Here is a 15,513-nt window from a genome sequence, read left to right as displayed (position 1 = left end):
GGAGCCAATGATGCCTTTCGATTTGATCCTGCGCGGCGGACGGGTCATTGACCCCTCGCAGAAGCTTGACGCCGTGACCGACGTCGCATTTTCCGGCGGCAAGGTCGCAGCAATTGGCAGCGGGCTCAGAGCGGATCCGGCGACGGAAGTGCGCGACGTCTCGCAGTTCATCGTCACGCCGGGGCTGATCGATCTCCACACCCACGTCTATTGGGGCGGCACCTCGCTCGGCATCGATGCCGAGGAATTCTGCCGCGCCTCCGGCGTTACAACATCGGTTGATACCGGCAGCGCCGGCCCCGGCAATTTTGCCGGCTTCCGCAAGCACGTGATCGAGCCGAGCCAGGTCCGCATTCTCGCGTATTTGCATGTCTCCCATGCCGGCATCTTCGGCTTCTCGCACCGGATCATGGTCGGCGAGAGCGAGGAATTGCGGCTGATGAACCCGATCGAGGCGGCCAAGGTCGCCGATGCCAACCGCGACGTCATCGTCGGCATCAAGGTGCGCGTCGGACTGCACTCCTCGGGCACGTCAGGCGCTGTCCCGCTCGATATCGCACTCCAGGTGGCCGATGAGGTCGGCATGCCCCTGATGGCGCATATCGATCATCCGCCGCCGACCTATGAAGAGGTGCTGGCGCGCCTTCGCCCCGGCGACGTCCTCACCCATGCCTTTCGTCCCTTCCCGAATTCGCCGGCGACTGCGCAGGGCACGGTCAAGAAGGCGGTGCGGGATGCACGCGAGCGCGGGGTGCTGTTCGACATCGGCCACGGCAAGGGCTCGTTCGCGTTCAAGACCGCACGCGCCATGCTCGCCAACGGCTTCTATCCCGATACGATCTCCTCCGACATCCATCAGCTCTGCATCGACGGCCCGGCCTACGACCAGGTGACGACCATGTCGAAATTCCTGTGCATGGGCATGTCGCTGTCGGACGTGATCGCGGCCTCGACCGAGAATGCCGCGATGGCGCTGCGACGCCCCGAGCTCGGCAGCCTCAAGCCGGGCAGCGTCGGCGATGCCACGCTGATCTCGGTCAGGCAAGGCCAGTTCGATTATGAGGACGTCGTCGGCGAGCACCTCATCGGCGACAAGAAGATCGTCTCCGAAGGCGTCGTCATCGGCGGCCGCTGGTGGCATCCGAACTAGGCGGGGCTAGCCCTGTTCGCGATAGAATTGCAGCAGCCGCGCGCCCTCGGGTGAGAGCCAGTCGGGCGCGCCGGCGATGTAGCCTTCGACTTGGCCACTCGTCCCGACGAGATAGGTGATGGGCATGCCGATGAGGGGGAACATCTCCGTCGATGCTTGCGCCGCCGCACCGTAGGCGTCGACATAGCAGGCGAGGTTTTTTGCGGCGAGGCTGGCGAGGAACGCGGTGATCTTGCGCAAATCCTTCGTGTCCGTGCAGACAGCGACGACGTCCAGCTGGTCGCGTTGCGATCCCGCGAGGCTCGCCAGCACGGGCAGATCGAGCCGGCACGCCGCGCACCACGTCGCCCAGAAATTGACGAGGGTGATGCGGCCCGGCTTCGCTGTCACCACCACGTCTTTTCCATGCAAGTCCTGAAGCCGTATCGGCGGCATCGCCGTTCGCGGTCGCACCACCGTGAACTGGCTGCGCCCGGCTTCGAACACCGGCGGCCAGCTTCCCTGCGCACGGCTTGCGCGCAGGGGGGCAACAAGCGCTGTCGCGGCGATCAGGAGCGATCGCCGCGACAACGCGCGAGGCGTCTCACGCATGGATATAGGCCCAGCCTTTGAGCTGCAGATCGACGACGCGTCCGATCCCGAAGGGGACGAGGTTCGCGCCCGAGATCAGCGGGATCGAGACCTGCTCCTTGGCCTCCGCGATCGCCTTCGACGAAGCGCACATGCTGTAGGTCAGGTTGGGCAGCGACTGGCGCAGCGTCGCGAGCGGCTCGACCAGCGGCGTCTTGTCCGCCCTGAACACGTCGATGCCCTTGCCATTGGCGACGACCTCGATCAGCAACCGGGCGCCCTTGTCGGCAAAGTGCTTGGCGAGGTTGGCCGAATAGCTGATCGCGTGGCCCATCACATAAGGCTCGTTGCTGTCGATCAGGATCACGACGCCATCGGCGAGGCGATCTTCCTTGGCCGCGGCTGTGCCGCCGGCCGTGAGGATTGCGGTGCCCGCAAGCAGGCCCCGGCGGGACCATTTGATGGCAGAGATCATGGCAGCTCGCCCGTCAGAACTGGCGCGGCGCGATCGGTGCCTTGCTGTTGCGACCCCACAGCACGAACAGGCTGAGCGCGAGCAGGACCACGTTGAGCGGCGTCACCTCGGCCTCGCCGCGCGAGAGGTGGAAGACGAGGGCGATGACCTGCAACACCGAGCAGCCCAGTGCAGCGAGCACCGTCAGCCGCGGCAGGATCCGCGTCAGCGCCGGCAGCAGAATGCCGATCCCGCCGGCGAGATCGACCAGCGCAATGGAGCGAACGAAGGTTTCGGAGTACTGCCCGGCCCACGGCATCATGGCGGCCAGCTGGGGGATGGGGGTGGTCAGCTTGACCAGCCCCGCGCCGATGAAGGCGAGGGCGACGAGGATCTGCGCAGCCCAGAGGCCGATGCGAAGGGCGCGGCCGGGCGTAGCGGTCTCGAAGGTGGCGGTCGACATGGTGGTTTCTCCAAAACGGTGAAGGTTGCCACCATTTGATGGTTTCGCCCGATTTGATCATTATATGTTCCAGGAGTGGTTCATTTCCTGAGTGTTGATGATCGCATGGATTCCCTAGTCAGCATGCGGGTGTTTTGCCTGGTCGCGGAGCTGAAGAGCTTTGCCGCGGCAGCCGAGCGCCTGCGCATCTCGCCCGCCATGGCGAGCAAGCATGTGATGCAGCTCGAGAAGCGGCTGGGCACGCGGCTGCTCAACCGGACCAGCCGGCGTGTCAGCCTGAGCGAGAGCGGCACGCTCTATTTCGAGCAGACGCGCCAGATGCTGGATTCGCTCGACGAAGTCGAAGCCGCCGTCAGCCATGCCACAGTCGTTCCGCGCGGCAGGCTTCGATTGACGGCGCCGGTGTGGATGGCGAACACGATGTTCGCTGGTGTGCTGGCGGACTATCAGGCGCGCTATCCGGAGGTGTGTCTCGACGTCGATCTCAGCGGCCGGCTGGTCAATCTGGTCGAAGAGGGGTTTGACCTTGCTTTGCGTGCAACAGGCGAGCCCGACGAGGCGTTGATCGCGCGGCCCATCACCAAGGTCGCGTTCTACCTCGTCGCCGCGCCCGCCTTTCTGGATCGCACTGGGCGTCCGGCGAAGTTGGCCGACCTCGCCGGCCAGGCCTTGCTGCACTATGCGCTTTATCCCGGAGAGAGCTTCTCCTTGAACAGGAACGGCACGGTCGAAACCGTCAAGCTCAATCCGGTGCTGCGCAGCGGTAACGAAACGCTGCTGCATGTGGCCGCACTGGAAGGCATGGGGCTCGCCTTCTTGCCGAAGTGGCTGGTCGCGGACGACATCGCCGCTGGCCGTCTCGTCCACATCCTGCCTGATGACGTCATCTTCGATGGGCGCCTGTTCGCGGTCTATCCCAGCCGCAAATATCTCTCCGCGAAGGTGAGGACCTTCATCGACTTCATCGCGGCCGACAAGCGGATGAGGTGACTACAGCGACCCGATCACAGCGACCGGGCGATCAGCAGCTTCATGATCTCGTTGGTGCCGCCATAGATCTTCTGGATGCGGGAATCGATGAAGATGCGCGAGATCGGATATTCCTGCATGTAGCCGTAACCGCCGAACAGCTGCAGGCATTCGTCGGCGGTCTGGACCTGCTTGTCCGAGCACCAGTATTTCGCCATCGACGCCGTGACGGTGTCGAGGTCGCCGGCGACCAATTGCTCGATACACCAGTCGACGAAGACGCGCGCGATCATCGCTTCGGTCTTGCGCTCGGCGAGCGTGAAGGCGGTGTTCTGGAAATCCATCAGCGGCTTGCCGAACGCCTTCCGCTCCTTGGTGTACTCGGTGGTGAGCTTGACGGCCCGTTCCATCGAGGCGACGGCGCCGACCGCGAGTGCGAGGCGCTCCTGCGGCAGTTGCTGCATCAGCTGCACAAACCCCTGGCCTTCTTCCTTGCCGAGCAGATTCTCCGGCGGCACCGTGACATTGTCGAAGAACAGTTCTGACGTATCGGAGGCGTGCAGGCCGATCTTGTCGAGATTGCGTCCCCGCTTGTAGCCGTCAGCACCTGCGGTCTCGACCACGATCAGCGAAATGCCTTTCGCGCCGGCTTCGCCGGTACGGGCGACGACGACGACGAGATCGGCGGCTTGGCCGTTGGTGATGAACGTCTTCTGGCCGTTGATGACGTAGGAATTGCCCTGCTTCTTGGCCGTCGTCTTCACGGCTTGCAGGTCCGAGCCGGTGCCGGGCTCGGTCATGGCGATGGCGCCGACCATCTCGCCCGAGGCCATCTTCGGCAGCCAGCGCTTCTTCTGCTCCTCCGAGCCGTAGTTGAGGATGTAGTGCGCGACGATGGCGCTGTGCACGGAAACGCCGGTGGTTAGTTCCGGCACCGTGCTTTCGAGATCTTCCAGCACCGCGGCGTCATAGGCGAAGGTCGCGCCGAGCCCGCCATATTCCTCCGGCACGCTCGCCAGCAGCGCGCCCATCTCGCCGAGCCCGCGCCAGGCGAAGCGATCGACCATCTTCTGCTCGCGCCATGTCTCGGCATGCGGCGCCAGATCCTTGGCGAGGTATTTGCGGAACTGGTCGCGGAAGACGTCGAGCTCTTCGGTCATCCAGGAGGAGCGGTAGGCCATGGTCACCTCGGTTGATGCGGCTTGCCCGCTGGTAGATCAGCCAGCGTCGGCAATTATTGTGTTTTCAGGCTGCGCCGTCGACGCTACCAAGGCGACGGGTGCAGCGTTTGTCGGGATGGTTGATTGTGGCTGTCAAAACCAAAGAGCTCAAGCTCGACCTCGGGCGGAACGGTGCGGTCTCCGCGATTATGATGCAGCCGGACAATGCGCGCGCCTGCTACGTCCTGGCGCATGGCGCTGGTGCCGGGATGCGGCATGCATCCATGGACAAGATTGCGGAGGGTCTCGCCGAGCGCGGCATCGCCACGCTGCGCTTCAATTTTCCCTACATGGAAAACAAGCAGGGGCGTCCCGACCAGCCGGCCGTCGCGCATGCCACGATCCGCGCGGCGGTCGAGGAGGCTGCGCGGCTGTGTCCCGGGCTCAAGCTTGTGGCGGGTGGAAAATCGTTCGGCGGTCGCATGACCTCGCAGGCGCAGTCAAAGTCACCGCTGCCCGGCGTGAAGGGACTCGCCTTCCTCGGCTTCCCCCTGCATGCCGACAAGAAGCCATCGACGGAGCGGGCGGAACATCTTGGTGGCGTCGCCATTCCCATGTTGTTCCTGCAGGGAACGCGCGACGGCCTCGCCGACCTCGGCCTTCTCAGGCCCGTCGTCGCGGCGCTCGGAGCAAAGGCGACGCTGCATGTGATCGAAGGCGGAGATCACGGCTTCGCAGTGCTGAAGAAGTCAGGCCGCACCAACGACGAGGCGCTCGCCGAGGTGCTCGACACGCTTGCGGCCTGGATCGACAAACTGAGCTGAAGCTCAGGCCGAATAAAGCCCCTTGTCGCGCGCCTTCTGGATCGCGAGCGCTGCAATGAGATCGAGCGTCGGCGTCGAGAGGCCGGCGGCGCGCGCGAAGGCGGCGGGCGCCTTCACCAGCACGTCGATCTCCATGGCGCGGCCGAGCTCGTAATCCTGCAGAAGCGAAGGCTTGTGGTTGGGGGCGGGGCCGCTGCGCGTCACGCGCTTGACCTCAGGAATGAAGTGCTGCGCGATGTCGTTGGCCTCGGTCAGCATCCGCGGGATGACCTCGGTGAAGGCGGGGTCGTCGCGCACGCCGCGCGCGGTCTGGCCGGTGAGCAGGCACAGAACCGAGAGCGACATGTTGGTCAGCAGCTTTGACCAGATCGCCTCGCGGATCTCGGCCACCGGCGGCGATTCCAGCCGCGCATCGTTGAACATGCCGCGAAGCTTTGTGATCCGTTCGCAATTGCGATCGTCGCATTCGCCGATCAGGAGGCGATTGCGGTCCGGCGTCAGGTTCTGCACCACGCCGGGCGCGGTCACCTCGTTGGAGGAGAAGATGACGCCGCCGATGATCCGCTCTTTCGGGATGCAGGCGCGCAAGCGGCCGCCCGGATCGAGGAAGGAAATGTCCGGCGGTGCCGGATGCCGCGGCGGCAGGCCGATACCGTACCACCAGGGAATGCCGTTCTGGGCGAACACGATCGCGGTATCGTCTTGCAGGAGCGGCTTGATGCTGGAGACGAGGCCAGTCAACGCCGTGGCTTTCAGCGTTGAGATCACGACGTCCTGCGGGCCGAGCTGGGCCGGATCGCCTGACGCGTTCACCTTGGCGCTGACCTCGGAATCGCCGACGCGCAGCTTGAGGCCATTGGCGCGCACCGCCTCCAGATGCGCCCCCCGCATCACGCACGAGACCTCGTGACCGGCGCGCGCGAGCCTGACCGCAAGATGGCTCCCGACGGCGCCCGCGCCGAAAATGCAGATGCGCATAAATAATGTCCCGTCCCTGATCCCTAGGATGCCGCCCGGCCGCAGCATGACACAAGCCGCCATGCGATGGGCGCGACCGCCCCACGCTGGAAAGATATGGATCGGGACGCGTTGCCTCGGCCATAGTGCGCGGCAAATGAATGACCGGAGGATCGCCGATGACTGCCAGCCCCGTCCTGTGGACATCAGATGAGCGTGGGGTTGCGACCGTCACGCTCAACCGTCCCGAGGTCAACAACGCCTATGACGGCGCCCTGATATCAGGCGTGCTCGCAGCCATGGACGATCTGGGCAAGAAGCCCAACCTCCGCGTCGTCGTGCTCAAGGGCAATGGCAAGCATTTTCAGGCAGGCGCCGACCTCAAATGGATCAATGGAGTCCGCCCGCAATCGCCTGAAGCCAACGAGGCGGCGTCGCGGGCGACGTTCGAGGCCGTGCAGCGGCTCAATACGTTGCCGATCCCGACCGTGGCACTGGTGCAAGGCGGCTGCTTCGGCGGCGGCACCGGCGTGATTGCGGCTTGCGACGTCGTGATTGCCGCCGACAACGCCCTGTTCTCGATCACCGAGGTCCGCTGGGGCCTGACCGCCGCGATCATCATACCGCAGCTTTGCGATGCCATTGGTGTACGGCAAGTCCGCCGTTACGCGCTGACCGGCGAACGCTTCAGCGCCGAAGACGCCCGCCGCATCGGCCTCGTCCATGAGGTGGTGCCGCTCGCCGATCTCGAAGTCGCCGGCAGCAAGGTGGTCGAGCAGCTGCTCGCCAATGGGCCGGAGGCGATGGCCGAGACCAAGCGGCTTGCGCTGGAGAGCTCGTTCGGCGGAATGGCGGTGGACGATGCCGCCTACATGCGCCTGGTCCAGCTGCATTCGCTCAAGCGCCAGAGCGCGGAAGCGGCCGAAGGGTTGGCCTCGTTCGCCGAGAAGCGCGCTGGGAATTGGAGCGGCGGAAAGAGCTGATCCTCAGCAGCCGCGGCAGATGCCGTGAATGCTGCGATAGACGGCGTCGTCGTCCTGCCGCATCTGGCGCAGCGATTCCATCGTCTTGCTCTCGTCAGTCGCCACCGGCGTAGCTTTGTTGCGCTTTGCCGCGAGCTCTTCTTCCTGCCGCTTGTAGCAGGCTGAGCGGTCGGCCTTGGCCTGGATGAAGCGGCAGTTCTGTTCGAGTGCTGCGGCGGGGGCGGCCGAGAGCGCGAGGGCGGTCAGAGCGGCGAGAGCGAATTTCAAAGGCGTCGAATCCATTTATTGAGCCAAGGTCCTTGTCGTCGCCCGGCTTGACCGGGCGCCCCAGTACGCCGCGGCTTCTCCGGATACGTTTGACGTCTCTGGAATACTGGATCGCCCGCTTTCGCGGGCGATGACAGCGGAGCTTAGCCGCCTTCTCTCAGGTCCGCCCATCGAGAGCAATCGTCATCTTGTGACGGCGGCGCGACACGGCCTACAGCGACGGCGCGAGTGACGTTTTCAGCAAGCTCAGCAGCGCCTGCACCGCGGCGGCATTCCGCCGTCGCTCGGGGATCGCAGCCTTCACCCACAATTCCGGAATCGGAAAGTCGCGCAGCACCGGCTTCAGCGTGCCGTCGCGCAAGGCGTCCGCGACGAGATAATGCGACATCAGCGCGATGCCGTTGCCGGCGATGGCGCTGCGTGCCAGCACGTGTCCCTCGTTGGAGGAGAGCAGCGGGCTGACCTGGATGGTGATGCGGCCGCGTGGCCCATCAAAGATCCATTCGGGGCCTGTCGGCATGAAGCTGAGGCAGCGATGCTCGACGAGATCACGCGGGTGCTTTGGTGTGCCGTGCTTCTTCAAATAAGCGGGTGAGGCGCAAAGCAGCCGCTTCAACGGGACCAGCGGCTCGTCGACGACACCACCAAAGGAATGCGGGAAGGCGCCGATCGCGATGTCAAAGCCCTCGCTGACGGGATCGACCGGACGATCAATCAGCACGATCTCCAGTTTCAGCCGTGGGTTTTGCGTCTGGAATGCGCTGAAGGCATCCGCCAGCCGCGCCACTGTCATCGAGGTTGGCGCCTTGATGCGGAGGTGATCGACGAGATCGTGACCTTTCTCGCCCATGCGCGAGAGCAGGTCGGTGGCATCAGTCACGACACCGCGGGCGCGATGCACATAGCGCCGGCCGGCTTCGGTCAACCGCAATTGCCGGGTCGAGCGGTGAAACAGCGGTGTGCCGATCCGCGCCTCCAGCTGAGTCACGAGCTTCGCGACGACCGAGGTCGACACATTGAGTTTCCGTGCTGCGGCGGAGAAGCCGGCCGTGTCGGCGGTGGCGAGGAAGGCCTGAAGGTTCACCAGGATGTCCATGTCGACCTTTCGCGATTCGAGAAAGCTGATCGCCCATTTTGATGGATTGTAGCTCGCTGCGCGTTAATTCATAGTCGTCACCAAGCAAAGGATTTTGGGAAGGACGCGCCATGCGGGCCACGACGATCAACGAACCGGCACGCCAGGTGCCGCTTTACGGCGAATATGAAGTTGTGGTGCTCGGTGGCGGGCCGGCCGGCATCGTCGCTGCGGCCTCAGCGGCGCGCGCCGGGCGGAAGACGTTGCTGATCGAGCGCTACGGCTTTCTCGGCGGCATGGGCACCGCGGCCGGTGTCACCAATTTCTGCGGCCTGCATGGCAATGTTTATGGCGAAGCCGTCCGGCTGGTGCAGGGCATGGCGTCCGATCTGCTGGCGCGGATCGATCATCTGAACGGCCTCAACGCGCCGCATCTGATCCTCGGTAAGGTCTTCGCTCAGGCCTATGACACTGCAGCCTACAAGATCGCGGCCGACGAGCTTCTCGCAAGCCACAAGGTTCACATTCTCTTCCATGCGCTCGGTGCCGGTGTGGTGATGGGTGATGACCGCCGCATTGATGCACTGATGGTCGAGACCAAGGCCGGCCGGCAGGCGGTGCGCTCGGAGATCTTCATCGATTGCTCCGGCGACGGCGATCTCGCGGTCTGGGCCGGTGCGCCGTTCGAGATCGGCGACGAACACGGCCATCCCATGTATCCGTCGATGATGCTGCGCCTCAACGGCATCGACCCCGCAAAGGCGGGTGATGCCTGGCGAACCATCCCGCAATTGATGGAGCAGGCCACCGCCGCCGGCACGCACAAATTTCCGCGCAAGAGCGCGATCGTGCGGCCGCAAAAATCCGGCATCGAATGGCGGGTGAACTTTACGCAAGTGGCGCGCGAGGACGGTCACGCCATCAACGGCGTCGAGCCCGATGATCTCACCCGCGGCGAGATCGAGGGCCGCAAGCAGGCGCTCGCGGCGTTCGAGTTCCTGCGCACCGTGCCGGGCTTCGAGAAATCCTACATCGTCGACTTGCCGCCGCAACTCGGCATCCGCGAGACTCGCCGCATCACGGGCGGCTATCAGCTCAGCGGCGTGGACGTGCTCGGCTGCGCCTCGTTCGAGGACTCCATCGGCGTCAATGGTTGGCCGATCGAGGCTCATGTGGCCGGCGACGTCATCTTCACCTTCCCACCGATCCCGGAATCGCGCGGCTATAACGAGCTGCCCTACCGCATGCTGGTGCCCGAAGGCGTCGACAACCTGCTGGTCGCCGGCCGCTGCGCCTCCATGACCCATGAGGGGCAGTCGGCGGCGCGGGTGTCCGGCGCCTGCTTCGCGATGGGGGAGGCTGCAGGTTCCGCGGCCGCGCTGGCGCTGTCCGGAAACCGGATCCCGCGTGATATACCGGTTGAAAAATTGCAGGAAACGTTGAAACAACAGGGCGCCTTCGTCGGACGGGATCAGCCCGTGCCTAAGGGCCTGTAACGGACTGCAAAAAGAGAATTATTGGAGGAAACGGGATGATCGGGATTGCGCGGGTCGCGGCGGCTCTTAGCCTTTTGTCTATGATGGCGATGGGCACAGCCAGGGCCGAGGATGCGCTGAAGGCCAAGGTCGGCGTGCTTCGCCTGTCGTCCTCCGCGCCTGTCTTCATCGCGCAGGACAAGGGCTATTTCCGCGAGGCCGGCCTCGACGTGGAGCTGAAGTTCTTCGATGCGGCGCAGCCGATCGCGGTCGCGACGACCTCGGGCGATGTCGATTTCGGCGTCACCGCCTTCACCGCAGGTCTCTACAATCTCGCCGGCAAGGGCGTGCTGAAGGTGATCGGCGGCATGAGCCGCGAGAAGGCTGGCTATCCCCTGATCGGCTATTTCGCCAGCAACAATGCTTATGCGGCTGGCCTCAAGACACCGAAGGATCTCGCGGGCAAGCGCATCGCGATGACGCAGGTCGGCTCCTCCTTCCATTATTCGCTCGGCCTGCTCGCCGACAAATACGGCTTCAAGCTTTCGGACGTGAAGATCGTGCCGTTGCAATCGCTGTCGAATGCGGCGGCTGCGCTGAAGGGCGAGACCGTGGATGCGGCGCTGCTCCCGATCTCCACCGCGCGGAAGCTGATGGACGATGGCGGTGCGAAGTTTTTGGGCTGGGTCGGTGACGAGACGCCCTGGCAGCTGGGCGCGGTGTTCGCTTCACCGAAGACGCTGACCAACAAGGCGCTGGTGACGAAATTCCTCGGGGTCCTCGCCAAAGCCGATCGCGAATATCACGACGTGATCCTCGCGTCGATGAAGGACGGCGTCGCGCCGATCAACGACAAGACCAGGCCGCTGCTGGAGATCATCGCGAAGTACACCAACCTCCCGGTTGAACAGGTGGTCGGCAATTGCGCCTATATCGATCCGGACGGCAAGCTCGACGTCAAGAACGTCGATAACCAGATCAAATGGCTGCAGGAGCAGGGATTTGCCGACAAGGGCTATGATGCCGATACGATCATCGCCAAGGATTACGTGAAGGCGGATTGAGAGATTAGCTCGTGGACCTGATCGCCAACCACATCACCCACCGCTTCGGCGATCTCGCCGTGCTCGACGACATCTCGTTCACGGTGAGTGCCGGCGAGGTGGTGGCGATCGTCGGTCCCTCGGGCTGTGGCAAGAGCACGCTGCTGTCGATCCTCGGCGGGCTGTTGCAGCCGACTTCGGGCGCGCCGGAGTTGCGTGGCGCGCCGCCGGCCGACAGTCTCAATCCGCTGACCTTCGTGTTCCAGGATTTTGCGCTGCTGCCCTGGGCCACGGTCGAGGAGAACGTCGAATTCCCGCTGCTGCATACCCGGCTCTCGGCCGCGCAGCGCCGTGCGCTGGTCGACGACGCCTTGCGCCGCACGGGACTGACCGATTTTCGCAAAACCTATCCAAAGCAGCTTTCCGGCGGCATGCGCCAGCGTGTCGGCATTTCGCGCGCGCTCGCGGTCAAGCCTGCCATTCTCCTGATGGACGAACCGCTCTCGGCGCTGGATTCGCAGACGCGTGAGCTGCTGATGGAAGATTTCGTCCGCCTGCTCGCCGATGGCGGCATGGGCGCGGTCTATGTCACCCACAATCTCGAAGAGGCGGCGCGGCTCGCCGACCGCATCGTGGTGCTGTCGCGCCGGCCCGGGCGCATCCGCGAGGTCGTCACCGTGCCGATGACGCGCGCGGCGCGCGGCGAGCCGTCTGCGCGGGAGAAGCTGCTGGCGCTTCAGAACCAGATCTGGTCACTGATCCGCAACGAGGCGATCGATGCCGAACGCGAGGTCCAGCATGCTTGATCGCGCGACGGACACATTGGCCAAGGACGATACGACGCGGCGCGTCCGCTTCCGCGGCGCAGGCTTCGTTCCTGCTTCAAGCCGTTTCGGCGGCTGGATCGCGCTCGCGCTGGTCATCGCGATCTGGCAGGCGGCGGGCAGCGCCAGGCTGGTCAATCCGCTGTTCCTGCCGGCGCCGTCGGCCATCGTGCGCGCGATCTACGAGCTCGCGATATCGGGCGCGCTTTGGCAGCATCTCTCCGCCTCGCTGCTGCGTATCGGCGTTGGCTGGATGCTGGGCACGGCGGCCGGCGTCGTGGTCGGCTTCGCCATCGGCCTGTCCAGGCTCGCGCGCAGCGTTGGCATCACCTTCATCTCGGCGCTGTTCCCGATCCCGAAGATCGCGCTGCTGCCGCTGCTGATCCTCTGGCTCGGCATCGGCGAAGAGCCGAAGATCGCGACCATTGCGCTCGGCGTATTCTTCTCGACCGCGATCTCGGTCTATAGCGGCGTCGATGCCGTGCCGCGCAACCTCATCCGCATGGCGCAGAGTTTCAATGTTCCCTTCGCCACGATCGTGCGCAAGGTGGTCTGGCCCGGCGCGCTCCCGGCGATCCTCGCCGGTTTCCGCATCACGGCGTCAGTGGCACTGTTGCTCGTCGTCAGCGCCGAGATGATCGGTGCCCAATACGGCATCGGCGCCTTCGTGCTCCAGGCGGGCAATCTCATGCAGACGGATCAGCTGCTCGCGGGCGTGGTGATCCTGTCGGTGTTCGGGCTTGCTGTGGGCAAGGTGATCGGCTGGCTGGAGGTCAAGTTGTTGCATTGGCGGTAGCTGCAATCCGCGCTAACCCACCCTACGAAACTCACGCGTTGCCGCGATCTTCCCGAAACAGATCCAGCTTCTGCTGCACCGGCCGATCCGAGAAGCTGAACAGAACCGCATCCTCGTCCGCCTCGTGCGTCACCCATTGCCAGCTCGGCACCACGAACAGATCGCGCGGGCCCCATTCGAACACGGCGTCACCGATGCGGCTGCGGCCCCTTCCTTCGATCGGACAGAACACGGTCCCATCGGTCGCGCGATAGCGTGCGGTCTTGAAGCCCTTCGGCAGCAGCTGGATGAAGGTGCCGATGGTCGGCATCGCGAAATCGCCGGTCTCGGGATTGCTGAATTTCAGCTTCAGTCCGTGGCAGGCGTCCCACTCCTGGCTCGTCCTGGCTTTCTCCAGCGCCTCGCGCGTGTAGGCATAGGGATAGCTGAAGATCGGCGAGGTTTTTGAGCTCCGCTTCACGTCGACCGGCAGCAGATTGTGGCCGTAGCGGGCAAAGCTGTCGCCGGCGGGCTTGGTGATCTTCTGCTGGTCTTCCTTCGATCCTTCCGCAAACGAACAGTCGAAGAACTGCACCAGCGGGATGTCGAGGCCGTCGAGCCAGAACATCGGCTCATCCGTCTCGTTGGAATGATCGTGCCAGGTCATCGACGGCGTGATGATGAAATCGCCAGGCTCCATCGCCGTGCGTTCGCCATCGACGGCGGTGTGAGCACCCTTGCCTTCGAGCACGAAGCGCAGTGCCGACTGGCTGTGCCGGTGTGCGGGTGCGACATCGCCGGGTACCACCATCTGCACGCCGGCATAGAGCGAGGTCGTGATCTTTGATTGGCCGCGCAGGCCTGGGTTTTCCAGCACCAGCACGCGCCGTTCGGCTTCCCTGGCGGTGATGAGCTTGCCCGCTTCCATCATGTAGTCGCGGATGACGTCGAACTTCCACAGATGCGGCCGGCAGGCGCTCTTCGGCTCCGGCGTGATCAGATCGCTCATCACCGTCCACAGCGCAGTGAGATTCTCGCCGTCGATCTTCCTGTAGAACGCCTCGCGTTCCGGCGTCTTGGTCACGGCTTCCATGGCGCGGCTCCCTCGTTTCGTTTGATTGACAGTATACTTACAATCCAGGTAGCGTCAACTTGACGAACGACATACAAGGTCGTTGTCATTCCGGGCTCGACGCTGGCGCGTCGCCCCGGAATGACAAAGCAGGGAGGGTTTTGATGAAGCTGCACGGCTATTTCCGTTCAAGCGCCGCCTATCGCGTGCGGATCGCGCTCAATCTCAAGGGTCTCGGCGCCGAGCACCTGCCGCATCATCTTCGCAAGGGCGAACAATGCGCCCCCGCTTATCTCGCCATCAACCCGCAAGGCCTGGTGCCGGCGCTGGAGAACGATTCCGGCGCAGTGCTGACCCAATCGGTCGCGATCATCGAATGGCTTGAGGAAACCCATCCCAATCCGCCGCTGCTGCCAAAGGATCCGCTGCAACGCGCCAAGGTGCGCGCGTTCGCGCTGGCGATCGCCTGCGACACCCATCCCGTGCAGAATCTGAAGGTGCTGGCGCGGCTGCGTGAGCTTGGGTTGGCGGAAGACAAAGTCCAGGACTGGGCCGCCTGGGTCAATCGCGAGGGGTTGTCCGCCTGCGAGACGCTGATCCAAGACGAGCCGGGCCCGTTCTGCTTCGGCGCCGCGCCGACGCTCGCCGATCTCTGCCTGGTGCCGCAGCTTGCCAATGCGCGCCGCTTCGGTGTCGATGTTTCCGCTTATCCGCGCCTGCTCAAAGCCGAGGCCGCCGCCAAGGCGCTGCCGGCCTTCGTCAATGCCGCACCCGAGAAGCAGCCCGATGCCGAGTAAGCCTCTTCCTCCGATCACGATGGACGCGGTCTATGCCGCGCCGGGCTATCTGTTCCGGCGCATGCAGCAGATCGCAGTCTCGATCTTCATGGAGGAGTGCAAGGCGTTCGACCTCACGCCGGTGCAATATGCAGCGCTGATCGCGATCCACACCCATCCCGGCATCGACGCGACGCGGCTGTCGGCGGTGATCGCGTTCGACCGTTCCACGCTCGGCAGCGTGATCGAGCGGCTCCAGGCCAAGGACTTTGTCGAGCGCAAGCCGGCGCCGGAGGACAGGCGGATCAAGCTGCTCTATCTGACGAAGTCAGGTACAGCGATCCTGCGCGAGATCATCCCCGCGGTCGAACGCGCCCAGGCGCGCATGCTGGAGCCGCTCAAGCCCACCGAGCGCAAGGCGCTGATGGGATTGATGACGCAGCTCGTCGATCTCAACAACGAGGTCTCGCGCGTGCCATTGCGAGCGGAGGACGCGCTGGAGCATTTGGGGAAGGGCGGGTGAGTTTGCCCGCGTAGGTGCGTCATTCTCCGCCGTCGTCCCGGACAAGCGAAGCGCCGATCCGGCAACTGTTATGTCGATGGGGCGATCATATAAGGTTTTCGGTCGCGCATCATTGCGTTGAGCACGGTTAGAAGCTTCCTGGCGACGGCAATG

At 64.3% G+C, this 15,513-nt stretch carries 18 protein-coding genes; 10 read left to right on the top strand and 8 right to left on the bottom strand.

The genetic code is table 11. From position 1 onward, the window contains the following. Positions 1–10 precede the first annotated feature (10 nt). The gene (locus tag M2427_RS19050; protein ID WP_280708073.1) at positions 11–1,150 is read left to right on the top strand and encodes an amidohydrolase/deacetylase family metallohydrolase; all 1,140 of its coding nucleotides are present in this window, start codon (positions 11–13) and stop codon (positions 1,148–1,150) included. Between the two features lie 6 nt (positions 1,151–1,156). Here the strand turns inward: M2427_RS19050 and M2427_RS19045 are convergent, their stop codons facing one another. Genes M2427_RS19045 through M2427_RS19035 form a run of 3 tightly spaced genes read right to left on the bottom strand, consistent with a single transcriptional unit; the run spans position 1,157 to position 2,637 of the window. After that, positions 1,157–1,741, bottom strand: a complete 585-nt coding sequence (locus M2427_RS19045; protein WP_280708071.1) for a TlpA disulfide reductase family protein — start codon at positions 1,739–1,741, stop codon at positions 1,157–1,159. Then, positions 1,734–2,195, bottom strand: coding sequence for a DsrE family protein (locus M2427_RS19040; RefSeq protein WP_280708070.1), 462 nt, complete (start codon positions 2,193–2,195; stop codon positions 1,734–1,736). The genes M2427_RS19045 and M2427_RS19040 overlap by 8 nt, the downstream gene beginning before the upstream one ends. A 13-nt stretch (positions 2,196–2,208) precedes the next feature. Further along, on the bottom strand, positions 2,209–2,637 hold the full coding sequence (locus M2427_RS19035; RefSeq protein ID WP_280708069.1) for a DoxX family protein: 429 nt from the start codon (positions 2,635–2,637) through the stop codon (positions 2,209–2,211). Positions 2,638–2,742: 105 nt separating this feature from the next. On the opposite strand from M2427_RS19035, the gene M2427_RS19030 reads away from it, so the two are divergent. After that, positions 2,743–3,627, top strand: a complete 885-nt coding sequence (locus M2427_RS19030) for a LysR family transcriptional regulator (RefSeq protein ID WP_280708068.1) — start codon at positions 2,743–2,745, stop codon at positions 3,625–3,627. A gap of 14 nt (positions 3,628–3,641) precedes the next feature. Here M2427_RS19030 and M2427_RS19025 read toward each other — a convergent pair whose 3' ends face one another. After that, complete coding sequence (locus tag M2427_RS19025; protein ID WP_280708067.1) at positions 3,642–4,787, bottom strand: acyl-CoA dehydrogenase family protein; 1,146 nt, start codon at positions 4,785–4,787, stop codon at positions 3,642–3,644. A gap of 125 nt (positions 4,788–4,912) precedes the next feature. Between M2427_RS19025 and M2427_RS19020 the strand changes: the two genes are divergently transcribed. Then, a complete protein-coding gene (locus tag M2427_RS19020) occupies positions 4,913–5,590 on the top strand; it encodes an alpha/beta family hydrolase (RefSeq protein WP_280708066.1) in 678 nt (225 codons plus the stop codon). 3 nt (positions 5,591–5,593) lie between these two features. On the opposite strand, the gene M2427_RS19015 is transcribed toward M2427_RS19020, so the two are convergent. Next, a complete protein-coding gene (locus tag M2427_RS19015) occupies positions 5,594–6,568 on the bottom strand; it encodes a ketopantoate reductase family protein (protein ID WP_280708064.1) in 975 nt (324 codons plus the stop codon). A 158-nt stretch (positions 6,569–6,726) separates the two neighbouring features. On the opposite strand from M2427_RS19015, the gene M2427_RS19010 reads away from it, so the two are divergent. After that, positions 6,727–7,530 carry an enoyl-CoA hydratase-related protein gene (locus M2427_RS19010; protein WP_280708063.1) on the top strand — a complete coding sequence of 268 codons (804 nt, stop codon included), beginning with the start codon at positions 6,727–6,729 and terminating at the stop codon, positions 7,528–7,530. Positions 7,531–7,533: 3 nt separating this feature from the next. On the opposite strand, the gene M2427_RS19005 is transcribed toward M2427_RS19010, so the two are convergent. Then, positions 7,534–7,812, bottom strand: coding sequence for a hypothetical protein (locus M2427_RS19005; RefSeq protein ID WP_280708061.1), 279 nt, complete (start codon positions 7,810–7,812; stop codon positions 7,534–7,536). A 196-nt stretch (positions 7,813–8,008) separates the two neighbouring features. Then, positions 8,009–8,893 (bottom strand): LysR family transcriptional regulator, encoded by an 885-nt coding sequence (locus M2427_RS19000; protein ID WP_280708060.1) that lies wholly within the window; start codon positions 8,891–8,893, stop codon positions 8,009–8,011. A 110-nt stretch (positions 8,894–9,003) separates the two neighbouring features. Here M2427_RS19000 and M2427_RS18995 point away from each other — a divergent pair, with 110 nt between their 5' ends. The 4 genes from M2427_RS18995 to M2427_RS18980 are packed head-to-tail and all read left to right on the top strand — an operon-like array spanning position 9,004 to position 13,010. Then, on the top strand, positions 9,004–10,368 hold the full coding sequence (locus M2427_RS18995) for an FAD-dependent oxidoreductase (RefSeq protein WP_280708059.1): 1,365 nt from the start codon (positions 9,004–9,006) through the stop codon (positions 10,366–10,368). Positions 10,369–10,403: 35 nt separating this feature from the next. Further along, complete coding sequence (locus tag M2427_RS18990) at positions 10,404–11,411, top strand: ABC transporter substrate-binding protein (protein ID WP_280708058.1); 1,008 nt, start codon at positions 10,404–10,406, stop codon at positions 11,409–11,411. An 11-nt stretch (positions 11,412–11,422) separates the two neighbouring features. Beyond that, on the top strand, positions 11,423–12,196 hold the full coding sequence (locus M2427_RS18985) for an ABC transporter ATP-binding protein (protein ID WP_280708057.1): 774 nt from the start codon (positions 11,423–11,425) through the stop codon (positions 12,194–12,196). Further along, positions 12,189–13,010, top strand: coding sequence for an ABC transporter permease (locus M2427_RS18980; RefSeq protein WP_280708056.1), 822 nt, complete (start codon positions 12,189–12,191; stop codon positions 13,008–13,010). The genes M2427_RS18985 and M2427_RS18980 overlap by 8 nt, the downstream gene beginning before the upstream one ends. Before the next feature lie 31 nt (positions 13,011–13,041). Here the strand turns inward: M2427_RS18980 and gtdA are convergent, their stop codons facing one another. Beyond that, on the bottom strand, positions 13,042–14,082 hold the full coding sequence (gtdA, locus tag M2427_RS18975) for a gentisate 1,2-dioxygenase (protein ID WP_280708055.1): 1,041 nt from the start codon (positions 14,080–14,082) through the stop codon (positions 13,042–13,044). 143 nt (positions 14,083–14,225) lie between these two features. On the opposite strand from gtdA, the gene maiA reads away from it, so the two are divergent. Next, on the top strand, positions 14,226–14,858 hold the full coding sequence (maiA, locus tag M2427_RS18970) for a maleylacetoacetate isomerase (RefSeq protein WP_280708053.1): 633 nt from the start codon (positions 14,226–14,228) through the stop codon (positions 14,856–14,858). Then, the gene (locus tag M2427_RS18965) at positions 14,848–15,360 is read left to right on the top strand and encodes a MarR family transcriptional regulator (RefSeq protein WP_280708052.1); all 513 of its coding nucleotides are present in this window, start codon (positions 14,848–14,850) and stop codon (positions 15,358–15,360) included. Before maiA ends, M2427_RS18965 begins: the two co-directional genes overlap by 11 nt. Positions 15,361–15,513: the final 153 nt, after the last annotated feature.

Source organism: Bradyrhizobium sp. BR13661 (genome assembly GCF_029892425.1).
Taxonomy (GTDB): domain Bacteria; phylum Pseudomonadota; class Alphaproteobacteria; order Rhizobiales; family Xanthobacteraceae; genus Bradyrhizobium.
Note: the sequence above shows the minus strand (reverse complement) of the source record. Positions and strands in the feature narration are given on the sequence as shown.

Excerpts from the sequence above, each read along its gene's own strand:
- M2427_RS18965 (WP_280708052.1), top strand. The coding sequence starts at position 14,848 with ATGCCGAGTAAGCCTCTTCCTCCGATCACGATGGACGCGGTCTATGCC.
- gtdA (WP_280708055.1), bottom strand. The coding sequence starts at position 14,082 with ATGGAAGCCGTGACCAAGACGCCGGAACGCGAGGCGTTCTACAGGAAG.
- M2427_RS19000 (WP_280708060.1), bottom strand. The coding sequence starts at position 8,893 with ATGGACATCCTGGTGAACCTTCAGGCCTTCCTCGCCACCGCCGACACG.
- M2427_RS19005 (WP_280708061.1), bottom strand. The coding sequence starts at position 7,812 with ATGGATTCGACGCCTTTGAAATTCGCTCTCGCCGCTCTGACCGCCCTC.
- M2427_RS18990 (WP_280708058.1), top strand. The coding sequence starts at position 10,404 with ATGATCGGGATTGCGCGGGTCGCGGCGGCTCTTAGCCTTTTGTCTATG.
- M2427_RS19030 (WP_280708068.1), top strand. The coding sequence starts at position 2,743 with ATGGATTCCCTAGTCAGCATGCGGGTGTTTTGCCTGGTCGCGGAGCTG.
- maiA (WP_280708053.1), top strand. The coding sequence starts at position 14,226 with ATGAAGCTGCACGGCTATTTCCGTTCAAGCGCCGCCTATCGCGTGCGG.
- M2427_RS19040 (WP_280708070.1), bottom strand. The coding sequence starts at position 2,195 with ATGATCTCTGCCATCAAATGGTCCCGCCGGGGCCTGCTTGCGGGCACC.
- M2427_RS19045 (WP_280708071.1), bottom strand. The coding sequence starts at position 1,741 with ATGCGTGAGACGCCTCGCGCGTTGTCGCGGCGATCGCTCCTGATCGCC.
- M2427_RS19035 (WP_280708069.1), bottom strand. The coding sequence starts at position 2,637 with ATGTCGACCGCCACCTTCGAGACCGCTACGCCCGGCCGCGCCCTTCGC.
- M2427_RS19050 (WP_280708073.1), top strand. The coding sequence starts at position 11 with ATGCCTTTCGATTTGATCCTGCGCGGCGGACGGGTCATTGACCCCTCG.
- M2427_RS18980 (WP_280708056.1), top strand. The coding sequence starts at position 12,189 with ATGCTTGATCGCGCGACGGACACATTGGCCAAGGACGATACGACGCGG.
- M2427_RS18995 (WP_280708059.1), top strand. The coding sequence starts at position 9,004 with ATGCGGGCCACGACGATCAACGAACCGGCACGCCAGGTGCCGCTTTAC.
- M2427_RS19015 (WP_280708064.1), bottom strand. The coding sequence starts at position 6,568 with ATGCGCATCTGCATTTTCGGCGCGGGCGCCGTCGGGAGCCATCTTGCG.
- M2427_RS19010 (WP_280708063.1), top strand. The coding sequence starts at position 6,727 with ATGACTGCCAGCCCCGTCCTGTGGACATCAGATGAGCGTGGGGTTGCG.
- M2427_RS19025 (WP_280708067.1), bottom strand. The coding sequence starts at position 4,787 with ATGGCCTACCGCTCCTCCTGGATGACCGAAGAGCTCGACGTCTTCCGC.